At 38.6% G+C, this 16,366-nt stretch carries 15 protein-coding genes; 4 read left to right on the top strand and 11 right to left on the bottom strand.

Annotation, left to right across the window (positions count from 1 at the left end; genetic code table 11):
- Positions 1-199: 199 nt before the first annotated feature.
- From ASG38_RS01425 to ASG38_RS01405, 5 genes are all read right to left on the bottom strand, one after another.
- Positions 200-3,253, bottom strand: a complete 3,054-nt coding sequence (locus tag ASG38_RS01425) for a S8 family serine peptidase (RefSeq protein WP_082482123.1) — start codon at positions 3,251-3,253, stop codon at positions 200-202.
- A 632-nt stretch (positions 3,254-3,885) separates the two neighbouring features.
- Complete coding sequence (locus ASG38_RS01420; RefSeq protein WP_056066080.1) at positions 3,886-4,902, bottom strand: LLM class flavin-dependent oxidoreductase; 1,017 nt, start codon at positions 4,900-4,902, stop codon at positions 3,886-3,888.
- Positions 4,903-4,908: 6 nt separating this feature from the next.
- On the bottom strand, positions 4,909-5,427 hold the full coding sequence (locus tag ASG38_RS01415; RefSeq protein WP_056066077.1) for a peptide-methionine (S)-S-oxide reductase: 519 nt from the start codon (positions 5,425-5,427) through the stop codon (positions 4,909-4,911).
- Positions 5,428-5,429: 2 nt separating this feature from the next.
- The gene (locus ASG38_RS01410; RefSeq protein WP_056066074.1) at positions 5,430-6,422 is read right to left on the bottom strand and encodes a bifunctional methionine sulfoxide reductase B/A protein; all 993 of its coding nucleotides are present in this window, start codon (positions 6,420-6,422) and stop codon (positions 5,430-5,432) included.
- 199 nt (positions 6,423-6,621) lie between these two features.
- Positions 6,622-7,377 carry an SDR family NAD(P)-dependent oxidoreductase gene (locus tag ASG38_RS01405; protein WP_056066071.1) on the bottom strand — a complete coding sequence of 252 codons (756 nt, stop codon included), beginning with the start codon at positions 7,375-7,377 and terminating at the stop codon, positions 6,622-6,624.
- Positions 7,378-7,489: 112 nt separating this feature from the next.
- Here ASG38_RS01405 and ASG38_RS01400 point away from each other — a divergent pair, with 112 nt between their 5' ends.
- Together ASG38_RS01400 and ASG38_RS01395 are read left to right on the top strand one after the other, a co-directional pair.
- Entirely contained in the window at positions 7,490-7,843 is a 354-nt protein-coding gene (locus ASG38_RS01400) for a helix-turn-helix domain-containing protein (protein WP_056066068.1), read from the top strand.
- A gap of 188 nt (positions 7,844-8,031) precedes the next feature.
- On the top strand, positions 8,032-8,790 hold the full coding sequence (locus tag ASG38_RS01395) for an SDR family oxidoreductase (RefSeq protein ID WP_056066065.1): 759 nt from the start codon (positions 8,032-8,034) through the stop codon (positions 8,788-8,790).
- 72 nt (positions 8,791-8,862) lie between these two features.
- On the opposite strand, the gene ASG38_RS01390 is transcribed toward ASG38_RS01395, so the two are convergent.
- From ASG38_RS01390 to ASG38_RS01375, 4 genes are all read right to left on the bottom strand, one after another.
- Positions 8,863-9,471, bottom strand: coding sequence for an HD family hydrolase (locus ASG38_RS01390; protein ID WP_056066062.1), 609 nt, complete (start codon positions 9,469-9,471; stop codon positions 8,863-8,865).
- A 92-nt stretch (positions 9,472-9,563) separates the two neighbouring features.
- Complete coding sequence (locus ASG38_RS01385) at positions 9,564-10,064, bottom strand: hypothetical protein (protein WP_056066059.1); 501 nt, start codon at positions 10,062-10,064, stop codon at positions 9,564-9,566.
- A gap of 148 nt (positions 10,065-10,212) precedes the next feature.
- The gene (locus ASG38_RS01380; RefSeq protein WP_056066056.1) at positions 10,213-11,067 is read right to left on the bottom strand and encodes an AraC family transcriptional regulator; all 855 of its coding nucleotides are present in this window, start codon (positions 11,065-11,067) and stop codon (positions 10,213-10,215) included.
- Between the two features lie 22 nt (positions 11,068-11,089).
- Positions 11,090-11,275: a hypothetical protein gene (locus tag ASG38_RS01375; RefSeq protein ID WP_056066053.1), complete on the bottom strand. Its 186-nt coding sequence runs from the start codon at positions 11,273-11,275 to the stop codon at positions 11,090-11,092.
- A gap of 193 nt (positions 11,276-11,468) precedes the next feature.
- Here ASG38_RS01375 and ASG38_RS01370 point away from each other — a divergent pair, with 193 nt between their 5' ends.
- Complete coding sequence (locus ASG38_RS01370; RefSeq protein WP_056066050.1) at positions 11,469-12,875, top strand: serine hydrolase; 1,407 nt, start codon at positions 11,469-11,471, stop codon at positions 12,873-12,875.
- Between the two features lie 136 nt (positions 12,876-13,011).
- On the opposite strand, the gene ASG38_RS01365 is transcribed toward ASG38_RS01370, so the two are convergent.
- The gene (locus ASG38_RS01365) at positions 13,012-13,575 is read right to left on the bottom strand and encodes a hypothetical protein (RefSeq protein ID WP_235498543.1); all 564 of its coding nucleotides are present in this window, start codon (positions 13,573-13,575) and stop codon (positions 13,012-13,014) included.
- 338 nt (positions 13,576-13,913) lie between these two features.
- Positions 13,914-14,552 carry a TetR/AcrR family transcriptional regulator gene (locus ASG38_RS01360; protein ID WP_056066044.1) on the bottom strand — a complete coding sequence of 213 codons (639 nt, stop codon included), beginning with the start codon at positions 14,550-14,552 and terminating at the stop codon, positions 13,914-13,916.
- 236 nt (positions 14,553-14,788) lie between these two features.
- Here ASG38_RS01360 and ASG38_RS01355 point away from each other — a divergent pair, with 236 nt between their 5' ends.
- Positions 14,789-15,982, top strand: coding sequence for a serine hydrolase (locus ASG38_RS01355; protein ID WP_056066041.1), 1,194 nt, complete (start codon positions 14,789-14,791; stop codon positions 15,980-15,982).
- Positions 15,983-16,366: the final 384 nt, after the last annotated feature.

Genomic DNA, 16,366 nt, shown 5'->3' with positions numbered 1-16,366 from the left:
AAAAAAGACAAATCAAAATTTTGATTTGTCTTTTTTTTATCTCATAAACTCTTTTATTAAACAGTAATATAAATCGTAAGGCTTAATTCGCCTCACTGTTGGGTATTTATATATAATAAGTTTCATAGCAAAGAGTTTAAAGGATGGCTAGAATAGATGTAATAAAAAAACCCGTGCCTGGCACGGGTTTAAAAATTATTTATTTCTTAATCAGCTTTTTAGTATCTACTATTTTACCATTACTTATCAAGGCTACCGTATAAAGGCCGCTTGGATAATTGGAGATATCTATGCTAATTTCAGTATTTTTTACATCCAGGATGTAATTGTTAGAGGCTCTGTTTGCACCATAGCTTCCAATGATTGACAGATAGGCAGAATTTGTGTCGTTCAGCTTGTATCCTACTGTAACATTGTCTTGCGCAGGGTTAGGAGCAATACCTCCTAAAGTACTAGGGTTCAGTGTTACGGCTACTTCGGCATAATCTTTAGTTCCGTCTGCCAGGGCTACTACTTCAAGCTTGTATTTCTTAGCAATGTCTACCGCTACTGTCAGGTCTTTTCCCTGATAGACAAGTTTGCCATCAGCATACCAATTGTAAATTACTGCTTCATTTAATTGTGCTGCACTGAAGGTAATGATTTCGTCCCTATCTGCTTTTTTATCGCCTCCTGCATCAGCAAAAAGTCTTCTGCCTTCAGTTTTTCCTTTATTAACCAGATAGGTCTCGCCACCTACCACGTTTCCGGTTTCAAGGTCGCGTTGCACAATATGGTAAACAAACTGCTGTGGCCTGGCTTCATCATTCGTAAAATTAAAGGTCAGATTAAGCGTTCCCAGTTCTTCAGGCTGGAACACGATGTTATTCAGAGTGGCATAGTTTGACCTGACCAGGTATGCCATTCTTTCCCGACCTTCAACAAATCCCCGGGCTAGTCCGCCGCCTTGCTGCCATGCTCTGTAAAGCCTTTCATCCATTTTAATGGCTACCTGAGCTTGCTCAAAAATAGGTCGCACACCAGGAATGTCTTCGGCAATAAATTCTAATAAATATTTTTTAGGAACTCTGACAGGATTACCAACTCCTACAACACCTCCTATGCTTCCGTTAGCCAACACATCAACAACGGTTACGTTTTTCCACGCAATATTATTGTTGTTCTTAACATTCATATTGAGGTCTGCTGTTTCCGGGAAGGTCATCGGGTCATTGGCAGCTTCAATTCGTGTTAGCAGACAGAAATGCCATGGTTCGGGATTGATAGGCGCATAGTCGGCAGGGTTTGGAACGTTCCATGCAAAGGCTATAATAGTTTCTTCTCCGGGCTGAAGTACCGGAATCGGGATTCCAGCCAGCGCTCCAATCTGTTTGCCCATTAGCACACCGCCTACGTAATAGGTTCCGTTCCAACTCAACGGCCAAGCCAATGAGGTTCCGGCCTTTGCCCAATATAGTTTTAAGCGTTCACTTCCTGTAGAAGCCACACAGCTTTTGTTTCTTACACGTACATAAACATAGTTTGGGTTAGTTGGGCTATAATCCGGGTTCTGGTGTACCAGACCGTTATCATTATAATTTCGTACCCAGATATCTTCACTGGCCCACATGTATGGCGAGATGGTATTCGGTTCAATTCCTAAATCACCGGGACTGTCTTTTACATACAAATCTAAGGTTGGTGAATACATCTGCTGCGCAAGTTGTACGGCAGCATAGGCGTCTATTAATCCATAGCCTAACTGGTCGTTCCATATTCCGTTACCTCTTCCGGCTGTGGCCGAAAAGACATAGCCTGGCATTTTTTGGGAAGTGCTTTCTATAATGTCGCGTACTTGCTGACCTGTAAGACATGGATTTACTGAAAGAATCAGAGCTACCAATCCGGTTACGTGCGGTGCTGCCATTGAAGTACCGTCCATCGATCCCACGCTGTTGGTTGGAAGTGTAGACAGAATATTGCTACCTGGGGCTACTACGTCTAGTTTTGGACCATAACCCGAAAAGCTGGATCTTGATCCTGAAGAGGTGATTGATCCTACAGTCAGAATATTATCGTGAAAGTTACCCGGATAATCCATTACCGGCCCGCCACCTCCATAGTTTCCTGCTGCAAAAACCACAAGGGTTCCTTTTCCTCCTCTACCGTTTGTCATAGCGTTGACAATGGCATTTTCCAAAGCCAAACTATACAGCTGGGCATAAAATATTCCACCCTGATCACCCCAGGAATTGTTGATTACATCTGCTCCATTTGCTACGGCCCAGTTAATACCGCCCGCCAGTTGTAATGAGATGCCCGGAACAACCCCTAATGAGTGGCTCACTGAAATCAGTTTTGATTTTGGCGCTACTCCAACTACCTGAAGGTTGTTGTCTTTTATGGCTCCTACAGTTCCTGCCACATGGGTACCGTGTGTATTACCCGAGATAAAAACGCTAGGACTTGAACCACTCTGTGCGTCAAAGCTCAAAGGTGAGATGTTGGCAGCCAGGTCATTGTGTGGCTTGTAGATTCCCTGATCAAGGATGGCTACATTCACGCCATTTCCCTGTGAAAGTGTCCAGGCCTGACAGGCGTTGATATCTACATTTGGGTTGGCGCTGTTGTTAAGCCCCCAAAGACTGCCAAAGTTAGTATCGTTAGTACAAACAGACCTGAAGTTGAACATGAATGCCGGGTCAATACCTTCAAACTGTCCGGTTTCATAAAACAGGTTCGCCATCTGCAGTGAGTTACTTTGGTTTTCCGGCTCTACTGCCATCACGTACCATAAAGGCATTCCATAAATCTGCTGCACGATTTTTACATTATTCTCTGAGGCCATCCTTTTAAGCAACTCAAATCCTCTTTCGTCTTTCAGTTTTACATAAAAAAGGCTGGAAGTTCCAATAGAAGGCGCATTAGGTCTTTTGAAGAAAAGCGAAACGCTTTTGATTCCCTTAACCTTTCTCAGGTCGCTGATGGCCTTTTCAAAGTCGGCTGCTGAAGGTTCTGACAGGAATTCCAGTTTTCCAAACTTTTGGTGTTCACCTGTAGAGTTGTCGTCCTGCAATGTTACGTCTTTAAACTTAAATCCTACAAGAGCCGATTTCTCGAAGTCGGCTGAAGTATTGATGTTCAGAAATTTCCGGTCGAGGTTGAGGGCGATTTTTTGGTCTTTATAGTAATAGAAGTAGCTGTTTTTTTGGGCATTCATCCCAATAACACTCATAAAGAAAACGAGTAATAGTGTGTAAATTTTATTGTTCATGATTTCATAGTTTAGGTTTCTAATTGTTTTAGGTATGCTAAAAGGCGACCTCAGTTCATGGGGGATGAATTGACTTTAGATTCATCTGTAGAAAAGTTGGTATGTTTAATAAGTTTGCCATAGTATATAGTAGAGATGGAAGCTCCTTATATAACCGTTAAAAATGCAAATCCTTAAAATTCAATAGGTTTACCGAATTTACGATAGACAAAAAGCCTATCCTTACGGCTTTCCCCATCTGGTCCTTTTTTCTGAAAATGAACGTCTAATCTTACGTATTTTTAGCCTGCTTGTAGTTTTAAAAAAAAGGGCTGAACACCCGTTTTTATTTGTTTTTTCTTAAAAATCGTATGGGTTTGTTTTGAAAAAGACTTCATGATTTTTTTAAAAAATTTTTTATTATTATTTCCAAAAAATGACCTAATTACGTTTTTCCTCAATAAAAAAAAGACAAATAACTGTACTTCAAAACATTACACACAGTCACAAGGTTCGAATTTGTATCCAAATGTTTACAAAACATAAAAAAAGAGGCATTTTAGCCTCTTTTTTTATTCGGAATGATTTGACACTAAAGTCCGATAATTTTGATACCAAATTTACCGGTCTACTGTGTTTTTGAACTCTCCAATCTACTGGCTGTTCCTCTCATCTATAATTTCAGACAAAATCTGATACGATGTTACTCTATCCTTATGCGCATGCATATTGGAAACTACCATAAGTTCATCGACACCAGTTTCTAAAAGGAATTTATCCAATTGCTTGGCAACCGCTTCTTTTCGTCCTACAAAAGAGTATTTGAGCATTTCGCGTACCGCAGGATTATGCTGAATCATCATGAGCTCGTCTGTCATTTCCATTGGTGGTTGGAGTGCTTCTCTCTTTCCTGTTAGGATACCGAGGAACATGCGGATAAGCGATGTAAAATTTCTTTCTGCTTCATCGTCGGTATTAGCCACTATGACATTGACTCCGGCAATGGTATAAGGCTTGTCAAGCCACTCCGATGGTTGGAACTCCTTTCTATATATATCCAACGCCTCTTGCAGCAAACCGGTAGCAAAATGGCTTGCAAAAGCATAAGGCAATCCCATTTTTGCCGCAAGGTGTGCGCTGTCCAGGCTTGAACCTAAAATATACAGAGGGACATTTACACCTTCAGCCACAACCGCACGTACCTGTGACCACTCATTCTCATTTGAAAAATACTTTTGTATCTGCTTAATCTCTCCCGGAAAATTGTGTACTGACTGCATTCTGTCACTACGTATGGCATGCGCCGTAATCTGGTCAGTACCCGGTGCCCTGCCCAATCCCAAATCAATCCGGTTTGGATAAAGCCTGCCGAGCGTACCAAACTGCTCTGCCACGATAAGCGGCGAATGGTTGGGCAGCATAATACCTCCGGAACCTACCCTTATGGATTTGGTATTTCCGGCTATGTGCCCGATAAGAACCGATGTAGCTACACTCGCTACATGGATCATATTATGATGTTCTGCCAGCCAGAATCGCCTGTAGCCCATTTCTTCTGTTTTTTGGGCAAGGTCTACGCTATTCTTAAATGTCTGTTCTATTGTCACCCCGCTCGATACGATAGCCAGTTCCAATATCGAGTAGGCTGTTTTTTTATTTGTTGTTTCCATAGTGTGTTATGCATCTAATTGTTTCAGATGCCTTAGCTTATCAGTGTCTGCAAACTTAGAAAACCGTTCCATGATAAGCTTTAATTTGGGATTAATATAAAGTTCGCAAAAAGGTTTTTGCGGGTCATTAAAATAATAATCCAACAACTCCTCTCTGCTTGAGGTAAATGCTCCGTAGGGCAATACCTTTGTAATGATAGTACTGTCAAACTCTGGTTGTAGGGTTTCGATGGCTTCTTTGGCCGATTCTGCATCCTGAACATTAAATATATAGATGGCAGAGCGATACTTGCCACGCATTGAATGTTGTGAGGTGCTACTGTGAGTATGCAGATGGATAGCAATAAGCGTATCGAAGGAAATAATATCGTCATTATATTCGACAATCACTCCTTCTGAAAATGACGTATCTGAACCTGTTGAGGCAATCCAACCCTGTTGCACAGACACTATGCCTTTTAACGAGGAAAATACAGCCTCAGTACACCAATGGCATCCACCACCAAATCCCGCCTGCCTAACCATGATTATTTTAATTCTCCTTCCTTCGTGTCTTTCAGCCTGTTCTTAAAAAGTTCCCTGAATTTTCTTAGTTTCGGATTGATAACCGCCTGGCAATAGCCTTCCTGAGAATTATTGGAATAATAATCCTGATGGTAGTCTTCCGCTTTATAAAAGTATTCCAATGGGGCCACTTCTGTAACGATAGGTTCATCGTAGACTGCCTGGATTTCCGCAATGACTTGCTCCGCCTCTTTTTTCTCAGCTTCATTCCTGTAAAAGATAGCGCTTCTGTACTGCGTGCCAACGTCGGCTCCCTGCCTGTTCAAAGTTGTCGGGTTATGCGTACTCAGGTGTATGCGAAGCAAATCACCATAGGTTATTTCATCAGGATTGTAAGTCACTTCTATAACTTCGGCATGGCCTGTCAGTCCGCTACAAACTTCCCTGTAAGTAGGATTTGCAATTTTGCCACCACTATAGCCGCTTTCTACTTTCGTGACACCTTTCAGTTGGTTAAAAACTGCTTCGGTACACCAGAAACAGCCTCCTCCAAAAGTCGCTTTTCTTTCGTTACTTTCTACCTTTTTAAGGGCTACAGCGTTCATGCAATATCTTAATCCACCAGGACCCGGCCCATCAGGAAAAACATGTCCTAAATGCGCATCGCAGGTATTGCATGTGGTTTCAACACGCACCATTCCATAACTGATATCCTTATGGTAGGCAATGGCATTTTCGGTAACGGGCTGGGTAAACGATGGCCAACCGGTACCGCTTTCAAATTTTTCATTGGCATCAAAAAGCAATGTCCCGCAGCAAACGCAGGCATATTTTCCCGGTTCAAACAGGGAACACATCTCTGAACTATGCGCCCGCTCAGTACCTTTTAAGCGGGTAATCCTGAATTCCTCAGGCGTAAGCAGCTTTTGCCACTCATCATTTGTTTTTACAACTTTTTTGTCTGGAACAGGGTTGCCGGTGCCGGCAAACCGTATGATATCAATCCATTTTAGCATTTTAAATTTCCTTTCTTTTTTTACTTAGGATTATGTAGTGTATAGTATAAAAAGTATGCCAAATAGGGTTTGGTTGTTTATCTGTAAAAAATCAGCCCTTTTGTCATGTCCAAAAAAATGGAAAAAATCATGTGCCAAATTATAAATCTGGCGGCCAATAGCCGCCAGTTAAGAATCAGTTATTTTTCAAAATGCAGGTTTAAAAACCATATATGCCACCTCCAACAGTGATTTTCTCGCCGGTAATCCATGCCGCATCATCGGAGGCAAGAAATACGGCCACTTTTGCAATATCATCTGGCTGGCCAGTACGACCGAGTGGTGTTTTAGAAACAAAATTTGCTTCGGCCTCACTGCCAATAAATCCCGCACTATGCGAGCCCTCAGTCTCTACTATGCCCGGAAGAATTGAATTGATACGGATGTTCCTGCCGGAAAATTCCTTAGACAAGGCAATCGTAATGGCATCTAATGCCGTTTTTGTTGCAGAATATACAGAACCAGTAGGCAAAGGCGAATTGCTTGCACCCGAACTGATATTGATGATATTCCCTCCTTTGTCTCCAAAAAGCTTAAGGGATTCCTGAATTGCCAGTATTGAGCCAAGTACATTCGTATTAAATGATTTATGAAAAGTTTCCGTAGATATCTGTTCGATAGGTTCATACAAATAAACGCCTGCGTTGTTCACTAAAATGTCCAGTGAGCCGAATGTATTTCTGGTTTCTTCAAATATTCTTGCCACATCGGCTTCTTTCGACACGTCACCCTGAACGGCTATGGCAGTTCCTCCCTGCTCAGTAATTGCCCTAACTACTTTGTCTGCTCCTTCTTTGCTCGAAGCATAATTCACTACTACCTTTGCGCCTTCAGCCGCAAAAAATTTTGCTATCGAAGCCCCTATTCCTTTAGATGCTCCCGTAACTATAGCTACTTTGTCTTTTAATTTACTCATTTTTTAATCTGTTTAAAATTTTTTGAAATACAAAGCTATACACATCTGATTTATTTAAGTAACTTTGTAACCAAAAGTAACAGTAACCTTGAGGTAACAAAGTAACAACAGCATGGAATGCACAACCCGTATAGAAGAACAGCATAAAAAGGAAATGATGGCCGTTCAGGATTCAATGGATGTATTGAACGGTAAATGGAAAATAGCGATACTCTCCTCTATCTGCTACTACAATAAGAGACGATTTTCAGACATACTGAACGATGTTAAAGGTATTTCCAACAAGATGCTAAGCAAAGAGTTAAAAGAATTGGAAATAAATAAATTGGTCCGACGCACAGTTCTGGATACACAACCCATTTCGGTTTTATACGAACTTACTGAACATGGGCTTACCCTTAAAACACTAATCACCCATTTGGTAGAATGGGGAATACAGCATCGGAAAGAAATTACAAAGAAATAGTCGATATCACTTCTATATCTTAGATAGCAGACATTCATAAAACAGGATTGCTTAGAATGCAGTCAAAATACTTTCATCCGCATCAATTGTTTGATTTTTGCAATTATCGCTTTGTTTATTACAAAAAAAGAAATGACTATCCCGACTAACTTTGTCTTATAATTTTTAATTTTAAAAAAACAAAGATCATGAATAAAATAGCATTAGTTACAGGAGGTAGTCGCGGACTTGGAAAAGATATGGCGCTCAATCTCGCTAAAAAAGGCCTTGATGTGATCCTAACCTACCACAGCAATAAAGATTCAGCAGATAAGGTTGTATCTGAAATTGAAAGTATGGGCCAAAAAGCACTTGCTGTCCAATTGGATGTAAGCAAGCAAAATACCTTTACAGCTTTTTTTGATGAATTGGAAAAGACTCTAAATCCAAAATTTGGTACTTCTAAATTTGACTTTCTTATAAATAATGCCGGAACGGGTATTGCAGCTATGTTTACTGAAACTTCTGAAGAACAGTTTGATGAAATGATTAAGGTTCAATTCAAAGGTCCATTTTTCTTTACCCAGAAAGCCCTTAACCACATGAATGATGGCGGAGGGATCGTAAACGTCTCATCAGGACTGACACGCATTATCATTCCTTATTATCCGGTTTATGCCTCTGTAAAAGCTGCCATGGAAAACCTGACCAAATACCTGGCAAAAGATTTGGGTGTAGCACGTAAAATCCGTGTCAATATTGTTGCTCCTGGCGCTATAGAAACTGATTTTGGAGGTGGAGTTGTACGCGATAATCAGGAAATGAATACGTTGATTGCATCGCAAACCGCTCTAGGGCGTGTGGGACAGCCAACGGATATAGGTAGCGTGGTAGCCTTTCTTTGTACCGATGAAGCAAAATGGATTACTGCCCAACGTATTGAAATTTCAGGCGGGCAAAGTCTGTAATAATTATGAAGATATAAAAATGGGCACTTATAATTAAGTGCCCATTACTTTTAAAGAATACTACTACTTTAGCTAATCTTCTGCATCTTGATTTTTCCTGAGTATGCCCTTTTCAACGCTTTCATTTAATAAACGCTCGGCATAGCTCCAGATTGAGGCAGAACCGTCCTTTATTGCTTTTTTCTTATTGTAGACGGTATGATATTCCACATCATATTCTGCCCACGTTCCTCCATTATTGGTTGTATTTTGTAACAATGGCTCAAAACGGTCCATAGCCCGTGCAAATTTGGCTTCGTCAGTATTTCCCGCTTCAAATTCTTCCCAGATGGCTATGAATTCCTGTGCCTGTTTTTCGGGTAAAAGTCCAAAAATGCGTTTTGCAGCCAGCAGTTCTTCGTCCGTATTGGTATGATTTTTTGAAGTATCATATATGAAAGTATCTCCGGCATCAATTTCCACCAAATCATGTATCAATACCATTTGTACAACCTTAAGTATATTAACCGGTTTATCCGAATGTCCGGCCAGAACGAGTGCCATCATGGCCAGGTGCCAGCTATGTTCGGCATCATTTTCGTGCCTGTCGCTTTGGAATAATCGGGTCCTGCGCTGAATGTACTTTAGTTTGTCAATTTCTTTGATAAATGCCACTTGCTTCAGCAAATCATTTGTGTCCATTTCCTTTTAATTTAGATACTCCGATACCGGTTTAAAGTCAGTATAAATATACTTCAATTATGGCTTATGCGGCTTTACGTCATTTGAAATTTTCAGTCCTTTTTAATTACAGATACATTGACTTTTCTCTGCCTGATATATTGATAAACAGAACCGGCAATAAAAAGAAGAAAAAGAGCCAAAAGTGTCTGCCCAATTATTGGATCGCTGATGTCCTTTGCCAAAGGATGTCCGATTGGAATTCTTGTAAATGTTTCGTTCACAGTAGGTACCAACGACAGAAAAAAACTAAACGACAAGAGAAAGTTTTCGAAATACCGGGCTCTTTTGCTGGCTTTCTTTTTTGAAAATAAAAAATAGGCCACAACCAGTAAAAGGACAATGAATATAGAAAATGCATGTCCTGCATTAAAGCCACCGTGTTTTGAAATACCCAATGCACTTAAACTGGTGACGAGTGTTGTATAAAAATACATATTTCCTGATAATTCCCCCAGATTAATTTTGCCATATTTGATAAAGCCTGTTAATGCGGCTACAATTGCCACGATACCAATAATCGTGTGAAAAATTCCTAAGCTTGATAATCCCATTCTGATACTTTTTAATGATTACAGCTGCAAAGTTCTATCAGAAGGAAGAAAATGGTTTTGGGAATTAGTTCAATTATTTGGCATTTTAGTCCATAAAAAAGCATTCCCCCATCCTTTTGGAAATGCTTCGTTTTTATACTATTATCTGTCAGTTATCTTTTGTTCCGTTTCTGTAATTTGTGGGAGTAACGTTATATTTATCGCTGAAACTTTTGGTAAAGTTAGCCAGGTCATTAAACCCGCAATCAAATGCGATATCGGTAATTCGCTGGTTTGAAACCCGCAACAATTGCGCAGCTTTTTCGAGCCTTTTGTTTTTAATGTAATTCGCCGGACTATCATTGTATAGTTTGGCAAATTCCCTTTTGAAGGAAGAAACGCTTAAATTATTCTGCTCTGCCAGCTGTTCAATCGTTAATTGCGAAAACAGATTGGCTTCAATAACCTGTTTGAAAGTATAAGTCGTAGGAGAAAAAAGCTGTGAAAGGATAATTTGTATGGCTTCTGCATTCTGAGTTTGCGATAGCAAAAGTATGATTTCCTTTAGTTTCAATACCAGTATATCCTCATTGATGAGCGACGGATTTTCAAAATAGAAGAGCAATCCCTCAATATATTTTTGGATTAGGAAGTCGTTATTTATTTTTTCATTAGACTTGTTTGAAACAATATTTTTTGGAGCATGAAGCAATGTCGGCAATTCCCTGTCGTAGATTTTCTTCAATATATCCGGATAAAACGTAACGATTACAATTTCGCATGTGCTTGACGGCTCAGGATTACGAAGCTGCTTTCCGGATGTGATGCAGTTTAGCAATAAGGAATAATTGGCCGGGATATTTATTTGCTCTGTATCTACCTGATATTGGAATTCTCCCTGCAAAACATAGAGGAAACAAGCCTGTTCTGTAACCGGAAAATCAAATTTAAATGGTGCCGTAAGTGCAATTTTTTGCAGCAGTGTTTTGCCAAATAAGTCGTGTTTCTTATAATCGTTTACCATAACAGCTTGAATTCCGTTTAATTTAAAGATTTTGCAATTCCTTTTCTATCAGATTCAAAGAAACACGGAGCGCATTTATTCGTCGCACCATCAATGTATGCTGCGGTGAATTTTCTTTTAATTTGGCAAATGCCTTCTCACATTTGTTTAATATGGAGTCGAGAGATTTCTTTGCTTCAATAAGTTCGTCCGGGGTAAAGCTTGTCATGCGATAAGGTATTTGTAGCAACAAAGATACTATCAGATGAGTAAATCTCATTCAAAAGTATGGATTTATCCATAAGTATAAAAAACAAAGTAACAGCCAATTAACTATTTTATCATTTAACGAACTAAAATTACAGTTGTATAACTAAAAAAATTAGTTTTATGTTTGGATATCATTAATCATCAATCAAAACATGAAACAGTTTACATTATTTTTTATGCTGCTAATCATCAGCAACTTTGCCTATGCGCAAAAAAAACAATCCGAAAGACTCGACAGTCTTTTTACAGTACTCTATCAACAAAACCAGTTTAACGGGACGGCTCTTATTGCCGAAAAGGGAAAGATTATCTTTAAAAAGAGCTATGGAATTGCCAATGAGGACACCAAAGCGCCTATCAATGAAAAGACAATATTTGAGCTTGCCTCCTGCTCCAAACAATTTACGGCCACAGCCATAGTTTTGCTTAAAAGAGAAGGCAAATTGCAATATACCGACAAGATTTCGAAATATTTGCCGGAGCTTGGCTTTTGGGAGAATGTCACTATCTATGATTTATTAAGGCACACCAGCGGAATTCCTGATTTTTTAAAGTACATGCCAGACAACTGGGACCACAACAAAATAGCCGATAATAATGACCTAATCAAAGTGCTTGCCGCTAAAAAAGACACCTTAGAATTTACTCCAAAAAGCAGGCATAGTTATAGCAATTCCAATTATATTCTTTTAGGCAGTATCGTAGAAAAGGTATCCGGTAAAAAGTTTCCTGATTTCTTATCGGATAGAGTCTTTAAGCCTTTAAAGATGAAAAATACGTTTGTGTATTGCAGACATAAATACCCTAAAAAGATTGACAATTTTGCTTATGGTTATGTGTGGGAAGATGGCGGGTTTAAGAAAATCCTTGAAGAGAATAGCCAACGCGAAATCTCGGAAGTCTATTATCTGGATGCCATACTTGGTACATCAAAAGTTCATTCCAATGCAGAAGATCTTTATACATGGATGACCAGCCTGAAGAACAACACGCTTCTCACGAAGAAAGAGTTTGATGAAATGACGGAAATTACCAAAACGTCTAATGGCAGGGATGTAGCTTACGGGTTTGGATTAGACCTCAGGAAAGGCGAAAATAAATTCACATTCGGACATACCGGCAGTTGGGACGGTTATAGTACTTTTATGCTTCATGATGTGGTAAAGGACAGGACGTTTATTATACTGCAAAATTTCCATTTTGGTGCCGTACCTTATACCAATATGTTCCAGATAATGGAAGATAAACCGCTTCAATTACAATATCCTAAGAAAATTGCACTATCAGATGATGAAATAGCTCAGTATACCGGTACCTATACCAATGAAGAAGGCGAAACCCATATTATCACCAGTAAAGAAAAGCACTTACTTTATAATACTCCGACAGTTTCATGGAATATGAGATTTTTTCCTTATTCCGATCATGAATTTAGGGGAATCAGGCAAGCCGGTGCTGATGCCGTATTAAACTTTACCAAACTTGACAACGGAGATATAAAACTGGAAATGTTTCAGGATAAACAAATTGTAGGTACCGGAGTCAGAAAAGGGAAATAACAAGGATTGAGAAATTTTCCGGATTGTATATTCCGATTATGCAATGGCAAATTATAACAAAAGAGGCTCCCGGCCTCTTTTGTTACATATCCGAACTTTAATGGGTGTTTATTATAACCAGATTAAAAAATGAATATCAATCCGCAGAAAGTTCCATAAACATTTTACGGGCTCCCATATTTATTTCCTGCCCCAGAAGTTTGCGGGATTTTGAATCAATGTAAAATATAACGGTGGATTGATTATCCGTTATATCATCTGTTACCTCTACCGCCCATACATCTTTATCTTTATAGATATCTTTGCGGGTATTTTTGATATGGGCTTTCATTATACCCTTGCCTGCCTGTGGATTGTAATCGAAAATTGAGATGCTTGTTTTATAATTTTCTTTTAACGGTAGCCAACGAATTAACTGCGGGTAAATATTACTGTCAAAATAAGAACCTTCTGCAATTTCATTAATTGCTGTCTTTTCATTAGCTGGTTTACGCAGATAATATCCTGTTATTGTTTTTCCAAACTGTAAAACCATATCCCTTTGCCCGTTAAAGGAAGAATGAGCTATTGGCAAAAAATTCGGGAGTTTTGCCCGGGTGGAATCAATCCAATCTGATGTTGAATTTATCATCTTTACTTTTGTGGTGATAAGAACTTCGCTTTTTGATTTCTTGATTTCGGTAAAAATCTTTGCAATCATTATCTTTTTATCTTCCCGCATAGTATACCAATCCATAGTATATTGCTCATTATTGATAAGTTTGCTGTTAATTTCATTACGTAATGGGGTCTGAAGGTCTGTTTGGGCGTTCAAGCCGGTATATTGCAACGCAAATAAGACGATAAAGACAAAGTGTCGTGTAGTCATAAATAATTAGGCTTACTATTTTATTGGATTTTTATTTCTATTTCTGCCATGAAGTATCCAAAATTACAATATTTTTATTCTGATATTGAAACTATTAAAAAATTGTAATAAATCTGAATTGCATTCCCTGGTTATCAAAAAAAGTACTTTTATCAAACCATCGTCTAAGATTAATTTTCCTTATTATGGTCTTCATAAACAAGGTCAATTATTTTTCCAAGAGCTCCTTTAATCTGTTGGCTCCCTTCATTTTTTGTCAAATCGATTCCACAAAATGTTTCGGCATTCACCCCTTTATACAAATTCAGATAGTAGATTCCGGAAATTAGTATTGCCATGATGGCTCTGTATTGCAGGGCGTTTTCGGCAAAATAGGGGTCTGCAATCTGGTTAAAAAGCCGCTCGCCATTGCGCTCGCGTTCATCGGCAATATTTCTTAGCGAGTTACGCTTTTCAGCCACACCCCAAAGCAATATTTTCTGAAGGTTTTTATTACTGGCAACATAATCAAATTGTTGTGTGAGTAGCTGTTTCGAAAATTCTTGTCCTCCGTCGGCAATTTCCGGAGCCGTATTGCCATCAACATTACTCCAGAAATCAAGCGAACTGATGTATTCGTCAATGAGTTTGTCTGTTCCACCAAAATAATTATAAATCATTTTTTTATCAACCCCGGCTGTGGCAGCAATATCATTTACTTTCAGACCTGAATAACCTTTGGTTTCCAGGATTTTGCCCACGGCTTCCAAAAACTTTTCCTTACTCCTTTCTTTATTCCGGATATTACCAGCAACTGCTTTCCTTTTCATAGCGATTATTAATGTGTCTGCAATTTAGCAAAATTCAACAATTATTTAGACACTATTTAGTGTTTTATTTTTATACCTTTGCGGAAAATAGACCCATAATGATAAATGCAATGACCAAAAAGGTAAAAACAATTACCCTAATTTTCCTCTGTTTTATAGGACAAACAGCAGATGCACAGAATAAACTTGATGCTTATTTCAACCACCTTCAAGCCAACAATAAAATGATGTGAAGTGTGGCCATATCGTTAAATGACAGTATCGTCTACAAAAAAGCAATTGGTTATTCCAATGCAGATGCGAAGACAAGCAATACAACCGATACAAAATTTCGTGTGGGTTCCATCACCAAAACCTATACGGCTGTGCTGGCATTGAAAGCGGTAGAAGAAGAACTTCTTACACTGGATACAAAACTGAGCCATTACTATCCGGAGGTAAAAAATGCGGAGAAGATAACCATTGAGCACTTACTAAAGCAACGAACAGGTATTTACAATTTTACTGAAATTGCAGGTGAAGTTGAATGGGGACAGCAATTTCATACACAACAAGAATTCATCAATTACTTTGTCAACCAAAAAAGCAATTTTGAACCTGGTTCCGAATACGAATACAGCAATACCAATTATGCCCTATTGGGATTCATACTCGAGAAAATTTATGGCAAAACCTATGCTGAAATCTTAGACGAAAAAATTGTCAGGCCTCTGCATTTGCACAATACTTATTACAGTTTTGAAACGGACGAAACTAAAAACGAAGCGCTTTCCTATAATATTCAGGACAAGTATGTCAGAAATGAGAAAACCAATTTCTCCAATCATCCGGCAAGCGGCGGAATCGTATCCACTCCAACAGAGCTAAACAAATTTCTTTTTGCCCTGTTTAATGGCAAACTTATTACGCCGGAAAGCCTTAAAATAATGCTTCCTGAGGAGAAAGGCACTTATGGGATGGGAATCATAAAATTAAGTTTTAAAAATCCGGAAGGCTATACGCATAGCGGAAGAGTGGAAAACTACATTTCAGATTACTATTATTTCCCGGACGAAAACATAGGGATTGTTTCCTTAACCAATGCTGTTAATATTAGCACCGATGAAGTCATGAATACAATGTTAATGTATCTTTATAGAAAAACTCCCGAATTAGCTAATTTTAATGCAACTGCTGAGGTTTCAGAAAAAGATTTCATGCCTATAAAAGGTACCTATTATTTAAAAGAAACCCATGCAACGGTAACCATTTCATCTGACGGTCAAAACGTAATTTTTCAGGATTCCAGAGCCGGACAGATGTATGTTCCGCTAACATATAAGGCCAAAAATGAGTTTGAATATGAAGATTTAAAACTTTCGTTTGTTCCTAAAAAGAAAGAAATGATTTTTGAGCAAGGTGGTGTAAAGGTTGTTTATAAGAAGAAATAGACATTGGGGTTAAGCTATTATTTAATCAACAAAGGCAACCACTCTGGTTGCCTTTGCTATTTTTTAGCTTTCATATTGTTAAATTCATTACTGTGAACCTTAATATTAAATAAAATAGTAATAAATCTCAAACACTAAATCCAATCTTTTGAAGTCTATTCTAATGCACTATACATTTTTTAACACTCCTTTCCTCTTATCAAAATTGATCGTTATTTTTATTAAAATCACCACAAAGAAATTTGAGTACTTAACACAAAATTCCTACATTAGAAAGGATTCATACTTTTCATTAATAGTAAATTCTCTCTATTAAAACTTTAACATATTTTACATATTTTCTGTAACGGGGAGATTTGGGATAGAGGTAGGTTTGCCAGAAAT

This window comes from Flavobacterium sp. Leaf359, assembly GCF_001423985.1.
In the GTDB taxonomy this organism is placed as follows: Bacteria; Bacteroidota; Bacteroidia; order Flavobacteriales; family Flavobacteriaceae; genus Flavobacterium; species Flavobacterium lindanitolerans.
This window is presented reverse-complemented; position numbering and strand designations above follow the sequence as displayed.